The organism is Serratia sp. Res13-Sevr-LER1-36-b, from assembly GCF_015673035.1.
GTDB lineage: Bacteria > Pseudomonadota > Gammaproteobacteria > Enterobacterales > Enterobacteriaceae > Chania > Chania fonticola_C.
The window spans coordinates 1-17,341 of the sequence record NZ_JADACK010000001.1 but is presented as its reverse complement, the minus strand read 5'-3'; the positions used below and the strand labels follow the sequence as shown (position 1 = coordinate 17,341).

At 49.0% G+C, this 17,341-nt stretch carries 17 protein-coding genes and 1 other RNA gene; 3 read left to right on the top strand and 15 right to left on the bottom strand.

The window, feature by feature from the left end; translation table 11 throughout:
* Positions 1–35: 35 nt before the first annotated feature.
* Genes dolP through IMQ33_RS00075 form a run of 4 tightly spaced genes read right to left on the bottom strand, consistent with a single transcriptional unit; the run spans position 36 to position 3,626 of the window.
* The gene (dolP, locus tag IMQ33_RS00090) at positions 36–611 is read right to left on the bottom strand and encodes a division/outer membrane stress-associated lipid-binding lipoprotein (protein WP_021180667.1); all 576 of its coding nucleotides are present in this window, start codon (positions 609–611) and stop codon (positions 36–38) included.
* A gap of 10 nt (positions 612–621) precedes the next feature.
* The gene (gene diaA / locus IMQ33_RS00085) at positions 622–1,212 is read right to left on the bottom strand and encodes a DnaA initiator-associating protein DiaA (protein WP_025120033.1); all 591 of its coding nucleotides are present in this window, start codon (positions 1,210–1,212) and stop codon (positions 622–624) included.
* 51 nt (positions 1,213–1,263) lie between these two features.
* Complete coding sequence (locus tag IMQ33_RS00080) at positions 1,264–1,617, bottom strand: YraN family protein (RefSeq protein WP_024528160.1); 354 nt, start codon at positions 1,615–1,617, stop codon at positions 1,264–1,266.
* Positions 1,614–3,626, bottom strand: coding sequence for a penicillin-binding protein activator (locus IMQ33_RS00075; protein WP_196062297.1), 2,013 nt, complete (start codon positions 3,624–3,626; stop codon positions 1,614–1,616). Before IMQ33_RS00075 ends, IMQ33_RS00080 begins: the two co-directional genes overlap by 4 nt.
* 62 nt (positions 3,627–3,688) lie before the next feature.
* Here IMQ33_RS00075 and rsmI point away from each other — a divergent pair, with 62 nt between their 5' ends.
* Together rsmI and rnpB are read left to right on the top strand one after the other, a co-directional pair.
* Complete coding sequence (rsmI, locus tag IMQ33_RS00070; protein WP_021180663.1) at positions 3,689–4,552, top strand: 16S rRNA (cytidine(1402)-2'-O)-methyltransferase; 864 nt, start codon at positions 3,689–3,691, stop codon at positions 4,550–4,552.
* Positions 4,553–4,593: 41 nt separating this feature from the next.
* Positions 4,594–4,972: RNase P RNA component class A (gene rnpB / locus IMQ33_RS00065), an RNA gene on the top strand.
* Between the two features lie 106 nt (positions 4,973–5,078).
* On the opposite strand, the gene IMQ33_RS00060 is transcribed toward rnpB, so the two are convergent.
* The 11 genes from IMQ33_RS00060 to IMQ33_RS00010 form a co-directional block, all read right to left on the bottom strand.
* Complete coding sequence (locus tag IMQ33_RS00060; RefSeq protein WP_196062296.1) at positions 5,079–6,239, bottom strand: adhesin; 1,161 nt, start codon at positions 6,237–6,239, stop codon at positions 5,079–5,081.
* A 1-nt stretch (position 6,240) separates the two neighbouring features.
* Positions 6,241–8,826: a fimbria/pilus outer membrane usher protein gene (locus tag IMQ33_RS00055; RefSeq protein ID WP_196062295.1), complete on the bottom strand. Its 2,586-nt coding sequence runs from the start codon at positions 8,824–8,826 to the stop codon at positions 6,241–6,243.
* A gap of 104 nt (positions 8,827–8,930) precedes the next feature.
* Positions 8,931–9,710 (bottom strand): molecular chaperone, encoded by a 780-nt coding sequence (locus tag IMQ33_RS00050; protein ID WP_196062294.1) that lies wholly within the window; start codon positions 9,708–9,710, stop codon positions 8,931–8,933.
* Between the two features lie 14 nt (positions 9,711–9,724).
* Entirely contained in the window at positions 9,725–10,441 is a 717-nt protein-coding gene (locus IMQ33_RS00045) for a molecular chaperone (protein ID WP_196062293.1), read from the bottom strand.
* A gap of 9 nt (positions 10,442–10,450) precedes the next feature.
* Positions 10,451–10,978 (bottom strand): fimbrial protein, encoded by a 528-nt coding sequence (locus IMQ33_RS00040; RefSeq protein ID WP_196062292.1) that lies wholly within the window; start codon positions 10,976–10,978, stop codon positions 10,451–10,453.
* Positions 10,953–11,669: a molecular chaperone gene (locus IMQ33_RS00035; RefSeq protein ID WP_196062291.1), complete on the bottom strand. Its 717-nt coding sequence runs from the start codon at positions 11,667–11,669 to the stop codon at positions 10,953–10,955. The genes IMQ33_RS00040 and IMQ33_RS00035 overlap by 26 nt, the downstream gene beginning before the upstream one ends.
* A gap of 58 nt (positions 11,670–11,727) precedes the next feature.
* The gene (locus tag IMQ33_RS00030; protein ID WP_196062290.1) at positions 11,728–12,279 is read right to left on the bottom strand and encodes a hypothetical protein; all 552 of its coding nucleotides are present in this window, start codon (positions 12,277–12,279) and stop codon (positions 11,728–11,730) included.
* 410 nt (positions 12,280–12,689) lie between these two features.
* Positions 12,690–13,205: a hypothetical protein gene (locus tag IMQ33_RS00025; RefSeq protein ID WP_196062289.1), complete on the bottom strand. Its 516-nt coding sequence runs from the start codon at positions 13,203–13,205 to the stop codon at positions 12,690–12,692.
* A gap of 432 nt (positions 13,206–13,637) precedes the next feature.
* Positions 13,638–14,114 carry a hypothetical protein gene (locus IMQ33_RS00020; RefSeq protein ID WP_230326860.1) on the bottom strand — a complete coding sequence of 159 codons (477 nt, stop codon included), beginning with the start codon at positions 14,112–14,114 and terminating at the stop codon, positions 13,638–13,640.
* Positions 14,098–14,907 (bottom strand): winged helix-turn-helix domain-containing protein, encoded by an 810-nt coding sequence (locus IMQ33_RS00015; RefSeq protein ID WP_074423344.1) that lies wholly within the window; start codon positions 14,905–14,907, stop codon positions 14,098–14,100. Before IMQ33_RS00015 ends, IMQ33_RS00020 begins: the two co-directional genes overlap by 17 nt.
* A 567-nt stretch (positions 14,908–15,474) precedes the next feature.
* A complete protein-coding gene (locus IMQ33_RS00010; RefSeq protein ID WP_196062988.1) occupies positions 15,475–16,176 on the bottom strand; it encodes a pirin family protein in 702 nt (233 codons plus the stop codon).
* A gap of 107 nt (positions 16,177–16,283) precedes the next feature.
* On the opposite strand from IMQ33_RS00010, the gene IMQ33_RS00005 reads away from it, so the two are divergent.
* A complete protein-coding gene (locus tag IMQ33_RS00005) occupies positions 16,284–17,189 on the top strand; it encodes a LysR family transcriptional regulator (protein WP_021180661.1) in 906 nt (301 codons plus the stop codon).
* The last annotated feature ends 152 nt before the right edge of the window (positions 17,190–17,341 follow it).

Genomic DNA, 17,341 nt, shown 5'->3' with positions numbered 1-17,341 from the left:
AGCGGACAACGCCGATCTCACCCCGACTCACGAGATTATTTAACGTAGGTAAACGCTGTTGTCACGTGCTTCACGCCGCTAACCTGGCTGGCAATCTGCGCCGCAGACTGGCCTTCCTGCTGTGTCACCAAACCTAACAAGAACACTTCGCCGTTTTCGGTTGTGACCTTCACGTTCGAGGATTTGACGGTATCGCTGGTCAGGATTTGTGAACGTACCTTGGTGGTGATCCAGGTATCGGAAGAGGCGGTGCCCAGGCTGACCGGTGTGCCCTGGCGGATCTCGTTATACACTTCAGCGGCACCATCGACGCCAAGTGCGATCTGCTTCGCCCGGCTGGCGAGCTCGGTAGTAGGAGCCTGGCCGGTCAGCAGCACTTTGCCCTGATAGGCGGTAGCTACGACACGGGCTTCTTTCTTCAGTTGCTGGTCTTTGCTGATGGCATTTTCGACCCGGGCTTCCAACGTGCCGTCATCGACCTGTGTGCCTACGGTGCGTGGATCGGTCGCCGTTTTGGTGGCAACCGCGGCGCTGCCAACGACAACGCCCGCGACGCAACCCTGCAGCAGTAGGGCGCTGAACAGCACTGCAAATGTGGCTCTTAGCTTCATCTCGGTTCCTCTAATCGTCCTGGTGGGGGAACAATGTGTTATCAATCAGGTCGCATAGGCAATTGACGGTAAGCATATGCATCTCCTGAATGCGTGCACTGCGGTGAGAGGGGATACGTATCTCCACGTCCTGCTGGCCAAGTAAACCCGCCAGCTCTCCGCCATCGTAGCCGGTAAGCGCAACAATGGTCATATCACGCGTTACCGCAGCTTCGACCGCTTTTACAATATCACGGCTATTGCCGCGGGTGGAAATCGCCAGCAGCACGTCACCGGCGTGGCCGAGTGCCCGCACCTGTTTGGCATACATTTCATCATGCAGGCGATCGTTGCCGATGGCGGTCAGCACCACGTTATCGGCGTTTAGCGCGATCGCGGGCAGGCTAGGGCGTTCGGTTTCAAAGCGGTTGATCATGCAGGCGGCAAAATGCTGAGCGTTAGCCGCCGAGGTGCCGTTGCCACAGCACAGGATCTTGTTGCCGTTCAATAACGATTGAACCAGGGTCATCGCGGCACGGGATATCGCGTCAGGTAGGGCTTCCGCCGCCGCAATCTGGGTTTGGATACTCTCGGTAAAACAGACTTTGATTCTATCCAGCACGTTGTTTTAATCCACTAGGTCAAAGGGCCGGCATACACCGGTCAACAGGGTTTAATCCGCATTGAAGGCATTGGGTATCCATTCTAACTGGCTACCGGTAATGGCTAAAACATCAAAACGGCAAGATGATGTGTCAAAACTGGCTCCTCGCCCTGCCAGCCAAACGGCGGCGGCATGCAGCAATCGCCGTTGCTTGCGGTAAGTCACGCTGGCCGCTGCGTCACCAAAGGCGGCGTTGCGGCGGTAGCGGACTTCGACGAACACCCAGGTTTGACCATCACGCATGATGAGATCGAGCTCACCCCCACGTACCGCCACGTTGGCAGCGGTGAAGGTAAGCCCGGCGCGCTCCAGGTATTGGCGGGCCTGGATCTCATAGCCCGCTCCCTTGGCGCGTTGACTCAGGAGACCGGAACGACCGAGCCCTGGCGGTATTGCAGCCAAGTCAGTTTCCTGGTGATCACACAGTTAGGTGAAGATGTCAGCACACCGGTGGTGCCTGAAACCTGGAATCCTGGCAACTGGCGCATTTGAGCAAAGTGGTTGGCCAATGTCCAGGCATCCATCCCCATGGCGTAGAGACGCACCAGGGAGTAGTCGTTACGGAATTTGGCGGTGGCTTGCTGCTGCAACTGTGGATTGGCCCCTGCCAGCAGAGGAATATCACTGAATTGCAGGCCTTCCATCTCCAGGCGGAAGTCCGGGCCAGCGCCGGCCTGATAGCTGCGCGAGCTGGCAAACATGGCAGGTTTGCTACGAGAGCTGGTGGTCATGTCGATCATCGGCTTGATCAGCGTCAACTGGTCTTGCGTGGCGACGATATACACCGAGTCTACGCCGCCGCCTGTAGAGGCCGGGATATCGCTTGGCGGCGCTGGAATAGTCAGGCCAGCGATAGTCACCGACTGCTGCGCTGGAGCCTGTGAGGCCACCGGGGTGCCGCTCATGCGGATCCCACCGCTGTTGACCATCTGACGTAGCTCACCGGCAGAACCAATCCCTTGCTGCAGCACGGTCTGGCCACCGAGTTTCTGCCACTCTTCGGTGAAGGCTTTGGCAATGCGATCGCCAAACGCGCCGCGTGGCAGCAGCAGTAACGGCTGGCGTTTTTGCTGTTCCCAGATATGGCGGGCGGCGTCGCGGGCTTCATCCTCCGGTGACAGGGCGAAGTAACAGATATTCGGGCTGTCCTTTGGCTGCTCAGGCTGGTTGAGTGCCAGCACGTTCAACGTCGTTGAGGTGGTGGCGAGTTGATCAACTTCGGCCTTCAACAGCGGGCCTACGATCAGGGTTGCGCCATCCTGCTGGGCTTGAGCCAACAGCGCTGGCAGAGGCTGGCTGGTGGTGTCGTAGACCTTCACCTGCCCGCCGGTTGCCGGGGCTGGAGTGACGGGTACCGGAGCAGGGGTAGCAGGTTGTACTGCGGCTACCTGAGTTGCATCCGCCGCAGGGGCTGAAGTACTTACGGCACCGTTGGCATTGTCTGGCGTAGCTGCCACAGTCTGGTCTGGATTAACGGTTGGTTGCGGTGCCTGAACCGGCGCGGCGAGCGTTATGCCACTTTGCGCTGCGTTAAAGCCCTGTTGGATCGCATCGGCAAACACCTTGGCCTGGCCGTTCAGCGGCAGCAGCAGGGCGATATGCGAAGTTGAAGCCTGGGTGAAATTCAGCACCTGATTCAACTGCGTTGGCAGGCTTTTCGCCGCAGGATTCTGCGGATAGCGGTTCTGCCAGTCTTTGATCCCGGCCTTCAGCAGATCGGGATCCTGACGGTTGTCCTGATAGACTCGTAACAGATCCAGCCAACCTTGCAGCACGTTTTCGTTGGCGTTAATCACCAGGCTGTTCATGTCGGCCGATTTCAGGCCAAGCAGCGTTTGCCAGGTTTTATCCAGGTTAACCTGATGAGCCTGGCCGCTTAGTAACGGCTCCTGGGCAATATAGGCGCGGATCAGCGGCAGTGAGGCTTGGCCCTGATTTGCCGCGATCTGCGCCTGATACAGGCGAACCAGCTGATTTGGTGACAGCGCGCTGCTGTCGATGTTATTCAGCGCATCGCGGGCTGCGCTCAAATTCTTGTTGGCCACCTGCAGTTCTGCGCTCAATAGCTGGCGCTCAAGCTGTTGTGTACTCGTCAGGTTTTGCGGCAAGGTGCTCAGTTGCTCGTTGGCCTGCGGCAGCTTGCCTTCGCGAGTTAATGCGCGAATCGCAAGTAATTGCCAGTCAGCCTTGTTATCATCGCTGCTTTGCTGCAACTGCTGCAGATAGTAATCAGAGTTGGCACTGGCTTCGTCCTGGATATTTGAGGGCGGAGTTTGTGGAACCTGACTTGGACAACCAGCTAACAGCAAGGCTGCCAGTACAACAGGTACTAATCGCCCTGCTTTGGTACGAAGGAATGTTGAGGAAAGCATACTGTATCCAGTGATGTTTTTTTCAAGATGCTCAATATTAAATCGGCAATCCGGATGAAACAATGAATCAACACCAACAATCAGCTATTTCTGCCTCGACACTGTACGTGGTGCCCACCCCCATCGGCAACCTGGGGGATATGACTCATCGGGCCATAGAGGTACTGAAAAGCGTCGATCTGATTGCGGCGGAAGATACGCGCCATACCGGGTTGCTGCTGCAACACTTTGCTATTAGCGCGCGGTTGTTTGCGCTGCACGACCATAACGAACAGCAGAAGGCGGACCAACTGCTGGCAAAACTGCAGGAAGGCCAAAGCATAGCACTGGTGAGTGACGCAGGCACGCCACTGATTAACGATCCGGGTTACCACCTGGTGCGCCGTTGCCGTGAAGCGGGGATCCGCGTCGTGCCGCTGCCGGGCGCCTGTGCTGCCACCACCGCGTTGTGTGCCGCCGGTGTGGCTTCCGATCGTTTCTGCTATGAAGGCTTCCTGCCAGCCAAAACCAAAGGCCGTAAGGATACCCTGCTGGCGCTGGCAGAGGAACCGCGAACGCTGATTTTCTACGAATCTACCCACCGTTTGCTGGAAAGTTTGCAGGACATGGTTACCGTGTGGGGGCCGCAGCGTTATGTGGTGCTGGCGCGTGAACTGACCAAAACCTGGGAATCGATTCACGGTGCCCCAGTGGGGGAACTGCTGGCCTGGGTGCTGGAAGATGAGATGCGCCGCCGCGGGGAGATGGTGCTGATTGTGGAAGGCCACAAGGCGCAGGAAGACGACTTGCCGCTTGAAGCGCTGCGTACCCTGGCTCTGCTGCAAAAAGAGTTGCCGTTGAAAAAGGCGGCAGCGTTAACCGCAGAGATCCACGGCGTGAAGAAAAATGCGCTGTATAAACATGCGCTGGAGCAGCAGGAACAGTAAAGCGGTTGACCTACAGGCGCTGCAACGCTACTATCCGCGCCGGAGTTGACCAGACAGTCGCCGCTTCATTGCCGTCCTCTTCGGGGGAGACAGATGGAGGGGAGGAAAGTCCGGGCTCCATAGGGCAGGGTGCCAGGTAACGCCTGGGAGGCGCAAGCCTACGACTAGTGCAACAGAGAGCAAACCGCCGATGGCCCGCGCAAGCGGGATCAGGTAAGGGTGAAAGGGTGCGGTAAGAGCGCACCGCGCGGCTGGCAACAGTCCGTGGCACGGTAAACTCCACCTGGAGCAAGGCCAAATAGGGGTTCACATGGTACGGCCCGTACTGAACCCGGGTAGGCTGCTTGAGCCAGTGAGCGATTGCTGGCCTAGAGGAATGACTGTCCACGACAGAACCCGGCTTACCGGTCAACTCCACTCCTCTTTAAAAACAGTGGGTTGGTGTGTCCCAAGCGTATTTCACGTCACAGTGATAGACACCTGGGATACACCAACCGTTGTTCACTTCCTTGAAACTGTTTGTCCATCAATTAAAGATAACATCGACAGTTGCTGAGGCGCTGACGTTGCCAACCGGTAATGTACTGCCCCCGGAACAAAGTCGCCAGGTTAGTTCATTTGGAAAGCTCACGTTGCCTGCACCTGTACCTATTGAACCTAATCTTATAGGATCACTATTAAACTTCAGCCCTCCCGTCGAATTGCAGGCTCCATTGTCAACGCCGGTTATTCCTGCTATTTCACCCGTGATATAACCGCCTCCCTCATTGAGAGACAATCGAGTGGCTTCACCGTCGTAAAAACCTGAGTTAGACTGAAATTTCACGTTAATATTCGCTGCGGGATTAACGCTGCTCTGCGTGCAACCCACCACCAGACTGTCGTTCACTCTTCCTAATTCAGCCCTGATAGTCGAATTATGTTCTACCTCGCCAAAGTCGATCGAGTTATTAATATTAATCGAACATTGTCGAGTGGAGACTCTAACTTGGTTGCTAGCTATATATAAAGACTCACTTTCATTGGGGATTATGACGCGGTTTTGAAAGAAACCACTAGGCATATTATATATACCATCTTGCTGACTTCCATCGGTGATGATGACCCAGTTACCGCTTACCGTGGTAGTTCGCGTGCTATTTTCCTTGAAAAATGAGTCTATCTCATATCCTCTAGGCGTTAAACACCAGACTGAATTTGGCAAGGGTGTAACCGGAGAACCTGCTCCTGTGTTAGTAACTCCCTTTGTTTCCGGTTTACCAATAGTTCCACTCATGGTTTCTGTGATTCCACTATTTAGCTGATAAGAAATAGAGAAGGTTATCTGAGGAATCACAAAAATCCCTTGGGCAATCTGATATGTCTGTAATCCGCCAATATCAGTCATTTGGCTAGGAGACAAACACGATGACGAACCTGACAGAGAGATGCCGGCAAAGGCATAACTTGGATCAAGTTTGGTAGATTGAGAGTACGCTCCAGTCTGTGCAGTAAAGCTCCCACTAATAGGTGGACCGAGCCATTCCTGGCTACCACTGCCAATATCAATGGTGACTGCCTGCGATGGCATAATAGCACCCAACGACAGCAGACAAAGCCCTGTGCGTAACCACGTAAAACCATTGGCGTTTATTTTATCTGTCACTGTGTTTAACCCTCTATAGAGTGAATTCTGTGTGCTTAACATGTTAAACACCACAACGTAATGGCAAATGACGGATAGGATTAGCCGACGACGGGGCTGGCGTGTTCGCCAAATTGAACGCTACATTGCATTGCTGGCCCGTATCCTTACCCCATTTAACCTGTAGACGACCACTTTCCGGCAGCCCGCTAAGATAGACCTGCCCGGCATCGCCAACAATACTGGTATGTGGCTCTTCACTCGCGCTCCCTTCAACGGCAACCACGGCGCCAAAAGGTATTAATCCGCCACTGTGACTCAACGTGATCACTGCCTGATACCCGATGCGCGTGGCAAAGTTAGCCTTAACTACCGCGCCTTTAGTCGGGTAGACATTTTGGCTTGAATGCGTCATATCAACGCTCTCAGGGAGGGTTGATGGGTCCAGGCTAATATTATTGCGCTGGTAGTTTGAGAGATAAGGCACTACCGCATAACCACGGCTGTCCACCCGATTATTACCGCTCATCACCTTACTTCCCCCGGCGCCTGGTGCACTCACTAAGGCAACGGTATCACCCAGAGGTTGACTCAATGTAACCCCTTCGGCATGTGCCACTACTCCGCCGCTGGCATTCATATTCACTGCGCTATAGCCACTACCATAGCTATATCCCAAATTCGCGATGCCCTTGCTGCCACGATAACCGGTATTCACCGATCCCATGTCACTGCTGCCGTCGTTAGACCAGCCTTGTGTCACACCGTAAGAAAGGCGGTCATCCATGGCGGTCCCGTTGATACCTGCCTGATGCTGAACGCTGCCTTGATTGTTATTGGTCATCTGATAGCTGGCGAAGGTGCGGTCAGCCAGTGATGAGCCACTGAACAAGCTTAAGGGTACTTGAACGTTCATCGATAACTGTCTGTTCTCCGGCCAGCTGTTGTCACCTTTAATGCGATCAATGCTGTAATTCACACCGTAAGACACCCCTCGGTAGCTATTGGTATAACCCGCAGTCAGGTTGTTGTTGACCTTGCCGTTATCCCAAAAGTTATCCCGCATCCCAGAGAGATAGAGCGACCCTAAATCACCCATATTCTGCGATAACCGCAGTTGGTAACTATTACGCTTACGGTCTTGTGACCAGGGAAGTTGATCGTCACGTAGTTGGTAGCCATTGTTGTTAACATCGGAAAAACTGTAATAGTCACGGGTCGAGTAACGCATCGTCGCGACATCTATGGATGTGCCGGTACTGGCAATATTCTTGGCATAGCGCAACCGATAGGATTCTCCCCGCTGCCGGTCATCCATGTCCTTGAGTTTTGCGTTCGAGTGAGTCACATCCGCAGACAGAGCCCCAAAACTCCCTAACGACAGCCCGCTCCCCACGACGCCTGAGAAGTAATCATCTGCGACCAGCCCGCCGCCATACAGAGTGAGGTTATAGGGCAGGCCATAAACCAGAGTGCCTAGCCCGAAGGTTGATTCCTGCGAGCCAACCGTAGTGCTGCCATTATATTTGCCACCGGTCAGCTCATACTTGAAGGCACCTGGGCGTAACATTACCGGTAGTGTTGAATAGGCAACCGTCTGGGTGCGAACCGAGCCATCAGCTTCGGTTATCGTTACCGTCAAATCACCAGAAGAACCACTTTGCCCCAGGTCAGTGAGCGTAAATGGACCTGGTGCAACATAGGTTTGATAAAATATGTTACCATTCTGGCTTACTGTTACCCTGGCATTACTCTGCGCAATACCGGAGATGACCGGTGCAAAGCCTCGCAGGTTATTGGGCAACATCTCCTCGGTTGAATTCAGTTTGACGCCACGAAACGGAACACTGTCAAAAATATCCCCTCCGCTGCTGCTTTCACCGGCCAATATTTCCGAGTGCCAAGGCTGGATATCCCGCTGTAGATAGGTATTGATAAACTGGGTGTCTTGCGTACTTTCACCCGCACGATTATCACCATTGGTCGTGTTCCGGCTATGGGTAATAAGGCTGCGTAAACGCCAGGCATCAAAGTTCAACCCCGCGCGTAAATTGGCAAAGAAGTTTGTTTGCTCTGTTGTTCCCAGATCGGATTGGGAAGAACGTCGGCTACGGCTGCCGTTCAAATTATAATTAAGCAAAAATGCCGGAATACCTTGATTCCACAATGAGGGATCCACCTGATTGCTACTATTCGGCTGCATGGCAACTTGGGGGATACTGAGATCCAGCCGCAACTTGGCCAGTGAAAATTGCACCTGCGCATGAGGGATTAAGGCAGGCAAATCCTCCACTGGTTGATCCAATGGCAAATTTGAGAAAGTCGCCAGTGCAGTAGTGTTCACACCTAACTCATTCAATAGCTCTGGCGTGAGGGATGGCTCAACCTTGCCCCCTGCGCCTTTTTTGAAAGTGATATTTTGTTCGCCGCGCTCAGTTTGGTTAACAAATATCGTCACCAGATAGTCCCCTTCGGGCACCTGACCGGTAGTTTCAAATTGAGTCAGATCTACTTTTGCCGACTGTTCTTGATCAAGCATTAGCAGCCCGGCATCAAAATAATCCCGGCCCCAAGCGGGCAAGACAGATGTAAATAATATTGCACCTGTGAATATAGGTGATATTTTTACCCTTCCAACGTATAGTTTCATGATATTCAGCTCAACCTGGTGTTTATGTTTTGCCAATACGCTGCATTGGAATTAAAAACATAGGATTTACCAGCAGTTAAAGTAGTTCATCGATAAACGGGCTCTCATTGCCGAGATAAGCCAGTCAGTGATTTTTGTTGCTCTAGTGGCGTATCCCATGCTGTCTCATCGAGCAATTGCCACTCAACTGCCCCCTTGGTACCCGCAGGCAAGTTATAACGTTGCTGCCCTTTAGGTGGCACCATCAGGCGCATAGCCGCCTTATCGAACAAGTGGTTACCGACTTTTAACCGGGAAAATGTCAACCAAAACGGCGTAGGATTCTCAGCAACCAGCGTATTACCCTCCAGATGGAAGCGTAATTGTGGGGCTGCACCGGCTACTCCACTGTCCGGCAGACCGGACGGGCGATAAAAGAGTTTAAGATTGCTGACGACAGCTAACGTTAATTGGCCGCCGTTTTTCGACGTATTCTCAGGTTTTGACGGTATCGCCTTAGTGGCAATATAAAAGACGGACTCCCTATCCTGCGGTAACTCCCCTCCCGTGCGGCGAATACGCAAGGTTAAATCACTATTAGGCTCTAGCCGTTGTAGTGGCGGGGTGACAATAAAAGGCATCGGAGTCGCGACTTTACCCTGCGGTACAACACCGCCAGTTTGCGGATCCATAGCACGGATCCAAGATTGCATTAAAAAAGGCTGATCGCTTTTGTTATAGACGGTTAATGCAACCCCTTGGCTGGCTTTCTCCGGGTAAATAACCCGCATCACATAAAATGAAATACCTTTGGATTCAGCCTGATTGGCGCTCACCGATAAACTGTTCAGCATCAGTAAGCCTCCTGTCATTATTAATGATAGGCGAGTAAAGAAACTTTTCATTTATTCTCCATAAATTATGGTGGTGAATATTCGCATTTCTGCGAAAGTATCCCGTAATCGGTAATCATTCGCCAGTCAGCCATAGCCAACGGTGAAGTCACTGGATAAATTTGATTGCCATGAGGAGCAATCATTGCCGGGTGCTGCTTGAAACTGACTGCGCTTTGATTAATATTCAATTGGCCCAGCGTTAAAAAATAGGGTGTGGGGTTCTCAACACGTACACCATTAGCGACTTGGGTAAACTGTAATTTGCAGTAAGCCTCTTCCGGGGACATAGTCAATCCCGCAGGGCGATAGAACAGCTTAATAGAAAAACGAATTCCCATTGAGAGCTGAGCCTGCTCTGTAAGCTCAGAGGTTTTAGCCGGGATCGCCAGAACCGATAAATAAAACACCGACTCATGTTGCTGCGATAATTTCCCTGCATTCTGGCGCATAATACGCAGAGAGTTGCGGCTATTCGGCTCCAGGCGGAATAATGGCGGCGTCACGATAAATGGAGCTGCCTGTTGATTATCTTGGCCCAACTGTACCAGAGACTGAATTAAATACGTTTTATCTCCGCTATTCTTAATCTGGACGGTACGCGCCCGATCGGTTTCATTAAATATGACCCGCGTTTGTCCAAGGCTTATTCCGCCATCAGCAGCAAAAACGATATTTCCCCAGAGGCTAAGGAGTAAGCCGCTGATAATTTTCAGGTCCCGGAAACAAAGGGCTTGGGTCATAATGAGCTCTTAATCGTAAAGAAAATTAAAGGTCACTCGAGCAACGAGTTTACCGGCTGATGGATGACACCCCCCAGAGTCAATACAAGCGACCCCTGCGGAAAACGCCATGGTGGCACCTGCGGCTGGCGGAACTATCCCCTGAAATTGCAGTTTGTCACCATCGCGAACGGCATTCGTCTGTTGAGTTAGCAATACACCAACCCCTTGAGCCTCTGAGTCAGGATCACGAAACAGCCATTTACCGTTATTGTTATCACCATTCCCAGTGACTTGGATTACCGGTTTTTGGTGGTTGGCTCCCGTCCCGCTACAATTTTGTACTGCCAGAGAGAAAGTATCGGATGCAGCAACGGCTCCCGATGACAACGAATTTGCCTGGATGCTTCCCAACTGCAAAATTTCTTTATCTAGCTTGATTTCGCAAGTTCCAGGAACAATGGTTGCGCGGAAATCCACTATTTCAGCCGCTTGTCCCTGTATAGTGACAACACAGATGAGAAGGCTCGCGTTACGGCACCATTTTAGTAAAGGCATCGATACCTCCAAGGTCGTTAATTACCCGCCAGTCGACCTCCCCTTGTTTGACTTTGGTCGTAAAGATGTGGCTACTGAAAGGGGCCATCATATTGGCTCCAGGGCTTGCCAAAGACAGCGCCTCTCCGCCAAAACGAATGCCGGCAAAGTTAATAAAATAGGGTGAGGCGTTATAAACCTGTAATCCCTCTTTCACCAAGGTAATTTGTAGGTTCTTATGCGCATCGGTGACGGACGGGGTTAACCCTGAAGGGCGATAAAACAGCTTGATAACATTTGCCACGCCCAGTTTTACTTCACCACCCACTTTCTGCTGTTGGTCATCTTCTGTTCCAGCAGTGCTACTTGGTATCGCCCGTGCATTAATATAGAAAACTGACTCACGGTCACTAGGTAAAGCCCCACCATGGGCAGAAATCCGAATCTGGTTGCTACTATTGGGTTCCAGGCGAAACAGTGGAGGGCTCACCAGAAAAGGCGCAGCCCCTTTCCCATCAACAGAAGCACTGACGGTGGTATGCACTAAATAAGGAGAGTCCGACTGCGTATTGCGTAAAGTGAGTGAAACACTTGACGCTCCCTCTAGGTAAATGAGTCGAGTGTTACTAATACCAAATCCGCCGGCTTGTACGGTTTGATTCGCCGCCATACCAACAAATAGCAAAGACAGTGTGCGAAATAAAAATCTCATGGTTCAAACTCCTCTTGCCTGATGGCAGGGAGTTATCGTCACCTGCCATCAGAAATGGTTAGTTATAAATAAAGCTAAATGTGATGGGTACACTAATATTTTCATTTGCGATGGCTGAGATATTATTTGTTGCCAACGCGACGCTTAAAGGAATCGACTTTTCAAAGTCGCCAATTGCTGGCGTGCCACCCGCAGTTCCGACAGGAATGTGGTCTCCACTTTGCAAGATGGTGCCATTATGTTTGACCATGACCCCGATATTGGATCTATTATTGGTGTTAAAGATATTGTTGTTGCCACCACTTAATGTCGAACCCGCAATGCGCAAACTCGCGGTATCACCCTCCGCTAACGGCTCCTCACAATTCGAAATTCTCACATCAAAACTTTGTGCGGTCGTATCAATAAAACTATTGGCGACGGTGAAAACATCTTTTCTATGGTTACCCAGGTTCAACCGATCGGTCACGGAAACATCACAGGTCGCAGTGACGATGTTAGCTTCTATCGTGATCATGGCATTACTCGAAGAACCAGCTGCAAGGGCCGTTCCAGTTGAGGCTAATAGTAACAAAGCAGCAGGTGACAAAGTTAAAAGTGTTGTACGCATGGTTTTATTTCTCCAGTAACACGTTGATTAAGGATTTTGAGTGTGCCCTAGAGGGAGCGATAAACTTAATGATTTAGTCTCATTAAGGTTTAGTTAAGACTCTTCAGGTTTTTCTTTAACGAAATATTGTTTTAACAAATTGATTTAAAAGGATTTATTATCATTAATAAGTGTGTTATTTAAAAAGAGAAATGTAGAATTTTAGCCTGAAAATGTTTGAAGCATGACCTCTAAGTTCTCCTGCGGAGGCTAGTTTTTGAAGCCAGTTTCTTGCACATAATCGTCTTATCCAAAAGCGTGGGAATAAGGTTGATAGATGTCTAAGTATGAATGGATAAAATATAAGCAAAAGTGACCAGCAATGAAACTCTCAATGTGCAGATAGATATCTATTACTAAAAGTATTAGTTCTACTCATCTTTTAAAAAAATAGAGCAGTATACATAGGGCATTGTTTTGGTTGAGATGTAATAACTTCCATTACGATTCTTAGCGAAGAAAAAAACCATAGGGTAATCATCAACTAAATAAAATCGCGATAACATCAGGTCTAAAAACAAGGATTCGTCCACATCATTGGTTTCAGTCACCCAGTTTTTCTTTGATGTTAATAAAAAATCATCATTAATCGTAGTCACATCAAAAAATGTTCTTCGGCTTACCGTGCCTATTCTTTCATTGTTTTTATAAACAATGCCATCAATATAGACAATGCCATTTTTATCATTTATTGAAAATTCGAGCGTCAGTTCTGTCATTAACCCCAGTTCTGCTCTATGAATGGCCATGTTCGCATTGCAAATAATAATATCACTTTTATCAACCCTAAATTTCAATAGTAAAAATAAAGCTGAAGAGACAAAAGCAATAGAGAGTATTATTTTTAATATAAAGTAAAATTTATTTGCAAAGGCGGTGTCTTTCATTAAATAAAAACCTTATTGTTTTAAGCTTATTGCCCAGACTTTACTTAAAAGTTGTTTCTTGTTTTCATCAATATGCGAGCTGATAAATTAGAGTAGCAAGTAAAGCATAAGTTAAAAAATAGTATAAATTATAAAGTCTTAATAAAAGAGTAGTTAATGAATTCATAGAGAGAGGCCCATGCCAAAGCGGCGATCAAGTTCTATATCTGATTGTAATTAAAGATAATTATATAATTTTAGTATAGGTAAGTCACAACTCATACGGAGTTCGGATGGGGGGGGATTTTAACGTAGGGTTATCTAATTAAGATTTGATTAATATTCAGATAACCTTAGAGGAAAACTATGGCATAGAATCGAATAAAACAGTTAAATTCTCTCTGTTTTAAATAGGAACGTCTATGCCACCGCTTAAGTAGAACTCTCAATAAACTAATCCTTATTGCAAAGAAAACTCGCCACATCATTAGATTCAATAATATAATTATTATCGTTAACTCGATAAATGGAAATTAAGATATTACTACCAACCTGAGACATAAAACTAGGTAGCATTTTCTCAAGATCTGTTCGGCTCACTTCATCTGAAAGACTAATTTCAATTGCAGTAAAAGTCAAAACCGTTTTACTATCAATATCGGAGATGTCAAATAATATCTTACGGGTTAATTGATAAGGGGTGTTATTATTAGTAACAACGCCATTGATAATCATATAACCATTTTTACTATAAAAATTAATCTCAACATTAGACTTAATGTTGAAATCTTTACTATACGTATAATGAACGCCGTGGCAATTAAGTTTTTTATTGTTGTCATCCACTAAAAAATAAGCATAAGCGATAGCTGAAACAATCATGATGACAGCGATGAGAATCGGGAGTGTATATTTAGTGTTTAATTTCATTTAAACCACCATGATTGACGAATATTTCAGTTTTACAATTATTTTTCTTGCTATAATTGACTTCATGCTCACAAGAAATGACTGATATTGTAGGGTGCCTTGATGTGTAGTTTAAGTAAATATAAGGGTACGTTTTACACTCTAATGATTGTGTACTTAGAAAAGCGTTGATTTTCTCTTGACTTCCCAAGTTATGTAATTCAGTGCTGGTAAATATACTGCATTCATCAAATTTTGATAAAAATGTGAAGTTTTTAGGATAATCCATTATTCTTTTAGGAATGCTTTTGTTAATAAAATAAATAACAATCCCAAATAAAATAAACATAGAGGTGACCAGTAACACAATATTATGTTTTTTATATTTACTTTGGGTTGTTAAGTTTTCATCTTGGCGATGAGGGGCAATATTTTCACTAATAACGTCATTAACTTCATCTTCAGGGTCAATATCGACTTCGCACTCTGCAACTTTGGCGACCGTAAAGATAAATCCTTTGCCTCTTACCGTCGTGATCGTGTCCCCAGATAACCCTATATCTTGTAATGCTTTACGCAGCAATGAAATATTTTGATACAAGGTATTTGGTGTGACATTGACACCATTATCACCCCAAGCAATTGAATACAAATCACTTTGAGATATTATCAACCCAACACGATTGACAAATGCCTCGAGTAATTGTGCTGTTGGTACGTTGATTTTAATGCGAGCACCACTCAACGAAGATGAGAGGGTAGCACTTTCAGGGTGAAATGAAATATTATCATTTATAGTATAACATTTACTCATGCCAATTGTGTCCAATGATACGTATCAAAACTTTATTATAGATAGTCATCAATAATAAGCAATACCATCTGTGTGTGATGAACACGAGTGCGTCACATGTTGTAGGCACGGCTTTTGTGCAATCACATCACCTCTATATCGATTTTCTCAATTTGAAAGGTAAGTCATCGGGTTCAATAAGGGCTTTGATACCTTGAGTCTCAAAACTATAAGGTGTGTTTTCAAAGTGGAAAGTGACGGGTTGATAGCAGGATATTTGAGAAAGACTAGTATGCATGATGCCACCAGTCTGGGATCGCCTGGCGGTACTGTTGATTTATGCGTAATACAGAAGAAAGCCAAACCGACGGTAGCAACATTATCTTTTGATGTTTAGTCTGGTAATTGTTATGGCATTGAATATTAATAAATCTATAGAAATTATGGCATGCGGTCAGAGATACACATGAGCTATTAACCCCATGTGTATGCTGCGGGAGTCAGCTGTTGGGTTTGACTAGTGGGTTTACGGGCCATACAGATAACCCGCGTGACGAGAGTCGCGCGGGGGTTTTCTTTATCTATATCCTACACTGGCAAATCAATCAGCAGTGCACGTAGCGGCGCTTCGGCCTGGATGGTGAGGTGGTTTTCCTCGCGGATAAAAGCACCATCTCCACAGGTCAGGCGCTGGCTCTGGTGATGGTCGCCATTGACCTCAATGGTACCGTGGATCGATTGCAGGTAGGCACGTGGCCCATGCAGAGTAAGCGTCTGCTGTGCTCCCGCCGGTAAGTTCAAATGATGTATCCAGACCTGTTGGCGCAGTTGCAGGCTGCCTTGGGCACCATCCGGTGAGGCCAGTAGCGTATAGGGCTGATCTGGCAGGCTCAAACGCTGCACACGCTCGTTACTGCGCTCCGGACAGGCATCTAGCCACAGTTGCATCCGGGTCAGTGGCGTGCTGCTGCTGACGTTCTGTTCGCTATAGCTAAGCCCCGGTTGCGTAGCCAGCAATAACGCCTCTCCTGCCGCTGCGCGTACGGTATTGCCGTCGCTGTCCCGGTATTCTGCTTCACCCTGCAGGATCAGATTCAGTATATCTACGTTGGGATAGGTGCGTGGCTGGAAGGCGGCACCCGGTGCTAATACCTCTTGATTCAGTACCCGCAGCGACGCATAGCCCATCAGCTTGGGATCGAAGTAGTGGCCAAAGGAAAAGGTATAACGAGCCTGCAGCCAACCAAAGTCAGCTTGCCCGCATTGTTGTGCTGTTCTGCATGTGATCATGGCAATCGGCTCTCTAAATTTATTCTCTTGATGGTAAGCATCTGGACGGCGGATTGTTAGCCAGTTAATCTGGTCGGTATATTCAAATTTCCTGATAGAGAGTTTCGATGGCCAGAGATCGGGCGTTAACGCTTGAAGCGCTTAGGGTTATGGATGCGATCGACCGCCGTGGCAGCTTTGCCGCCGCTGCCGATGAGCTGGGGCGAGTGCCTTCGGCGCTCAGCTACACCATGCAAAAATTGGAAGAAGAACTGGATGTGGTGCTGTTTGACCGCTCCGGACATCGCACCAAATTTACCAATGTTGGGCGTATGCTGCTTGAGCGTGGCCGCGTACTGCTCGAGGCGGCAGACAAGCTGACGACCGATGCAGAGGCATTGGCACGAGGGTGGGAAACCCATCTCACCATCGTCAGCGAAGCGCTATCCCCTGCCTATAAGCTGTTCCCCTTGGTCGATAAGCTGGCGTTGAAGGCCAATACCCAAGTTTCGATCTTTACAGAAGTGCTGGCCGGGGCATGGGAGCGGCTGGAGCAAGGGCGGGCCGATATCGTTATTGCGCCGGATATGCACTTTCGCGCCTCTTCTGAAATCAACACCCGCAAGCTGTATAAGGTGATGAGCGTGTACGTTGCCGCACCGGAACATCCGATCCATCTTGAGCCGGAGCCGCTGTCGGAGCTGACTCGGGTGAAATACCGTGGTATTGCAGTGGCAGATACTGCGCGGGAGCGGCCAGTCTTGACGGTACAATTGCTGGATAAACAGCAGCGCCTGACGGTGAGCACCATCGAAGATAAGCGCCGCGCCTTGCTGGCTGGGCTGGGGGTTGCCACGATGCCTTATCAGATGGTGGAGAAGGATATCGAGCAGGGGCGCTTGCGCGTGGTAGGGCCGGAATATAGCCGTGAAGCGGACATCATCATGGCCTGGCGGCGCGACAGCATGGGCGAGGCTAAATCCTGGTTCCTGCGTGAGATCCCGCGCTTGTTTGCACGCGAGGAGAACCAGTAACTTCTTCGCATTTTCGCATTGTGTCCCCTCACCCTAACCCTCTCCCACAGGGAGAGGGGACCGATCGAGCTACAAGTAAACTCCGTTACTCGTCTCTTACCCATTAGATCTTGCACCTGAACAAGGCACCATTGCAGCTCCCTCTCCTTTTT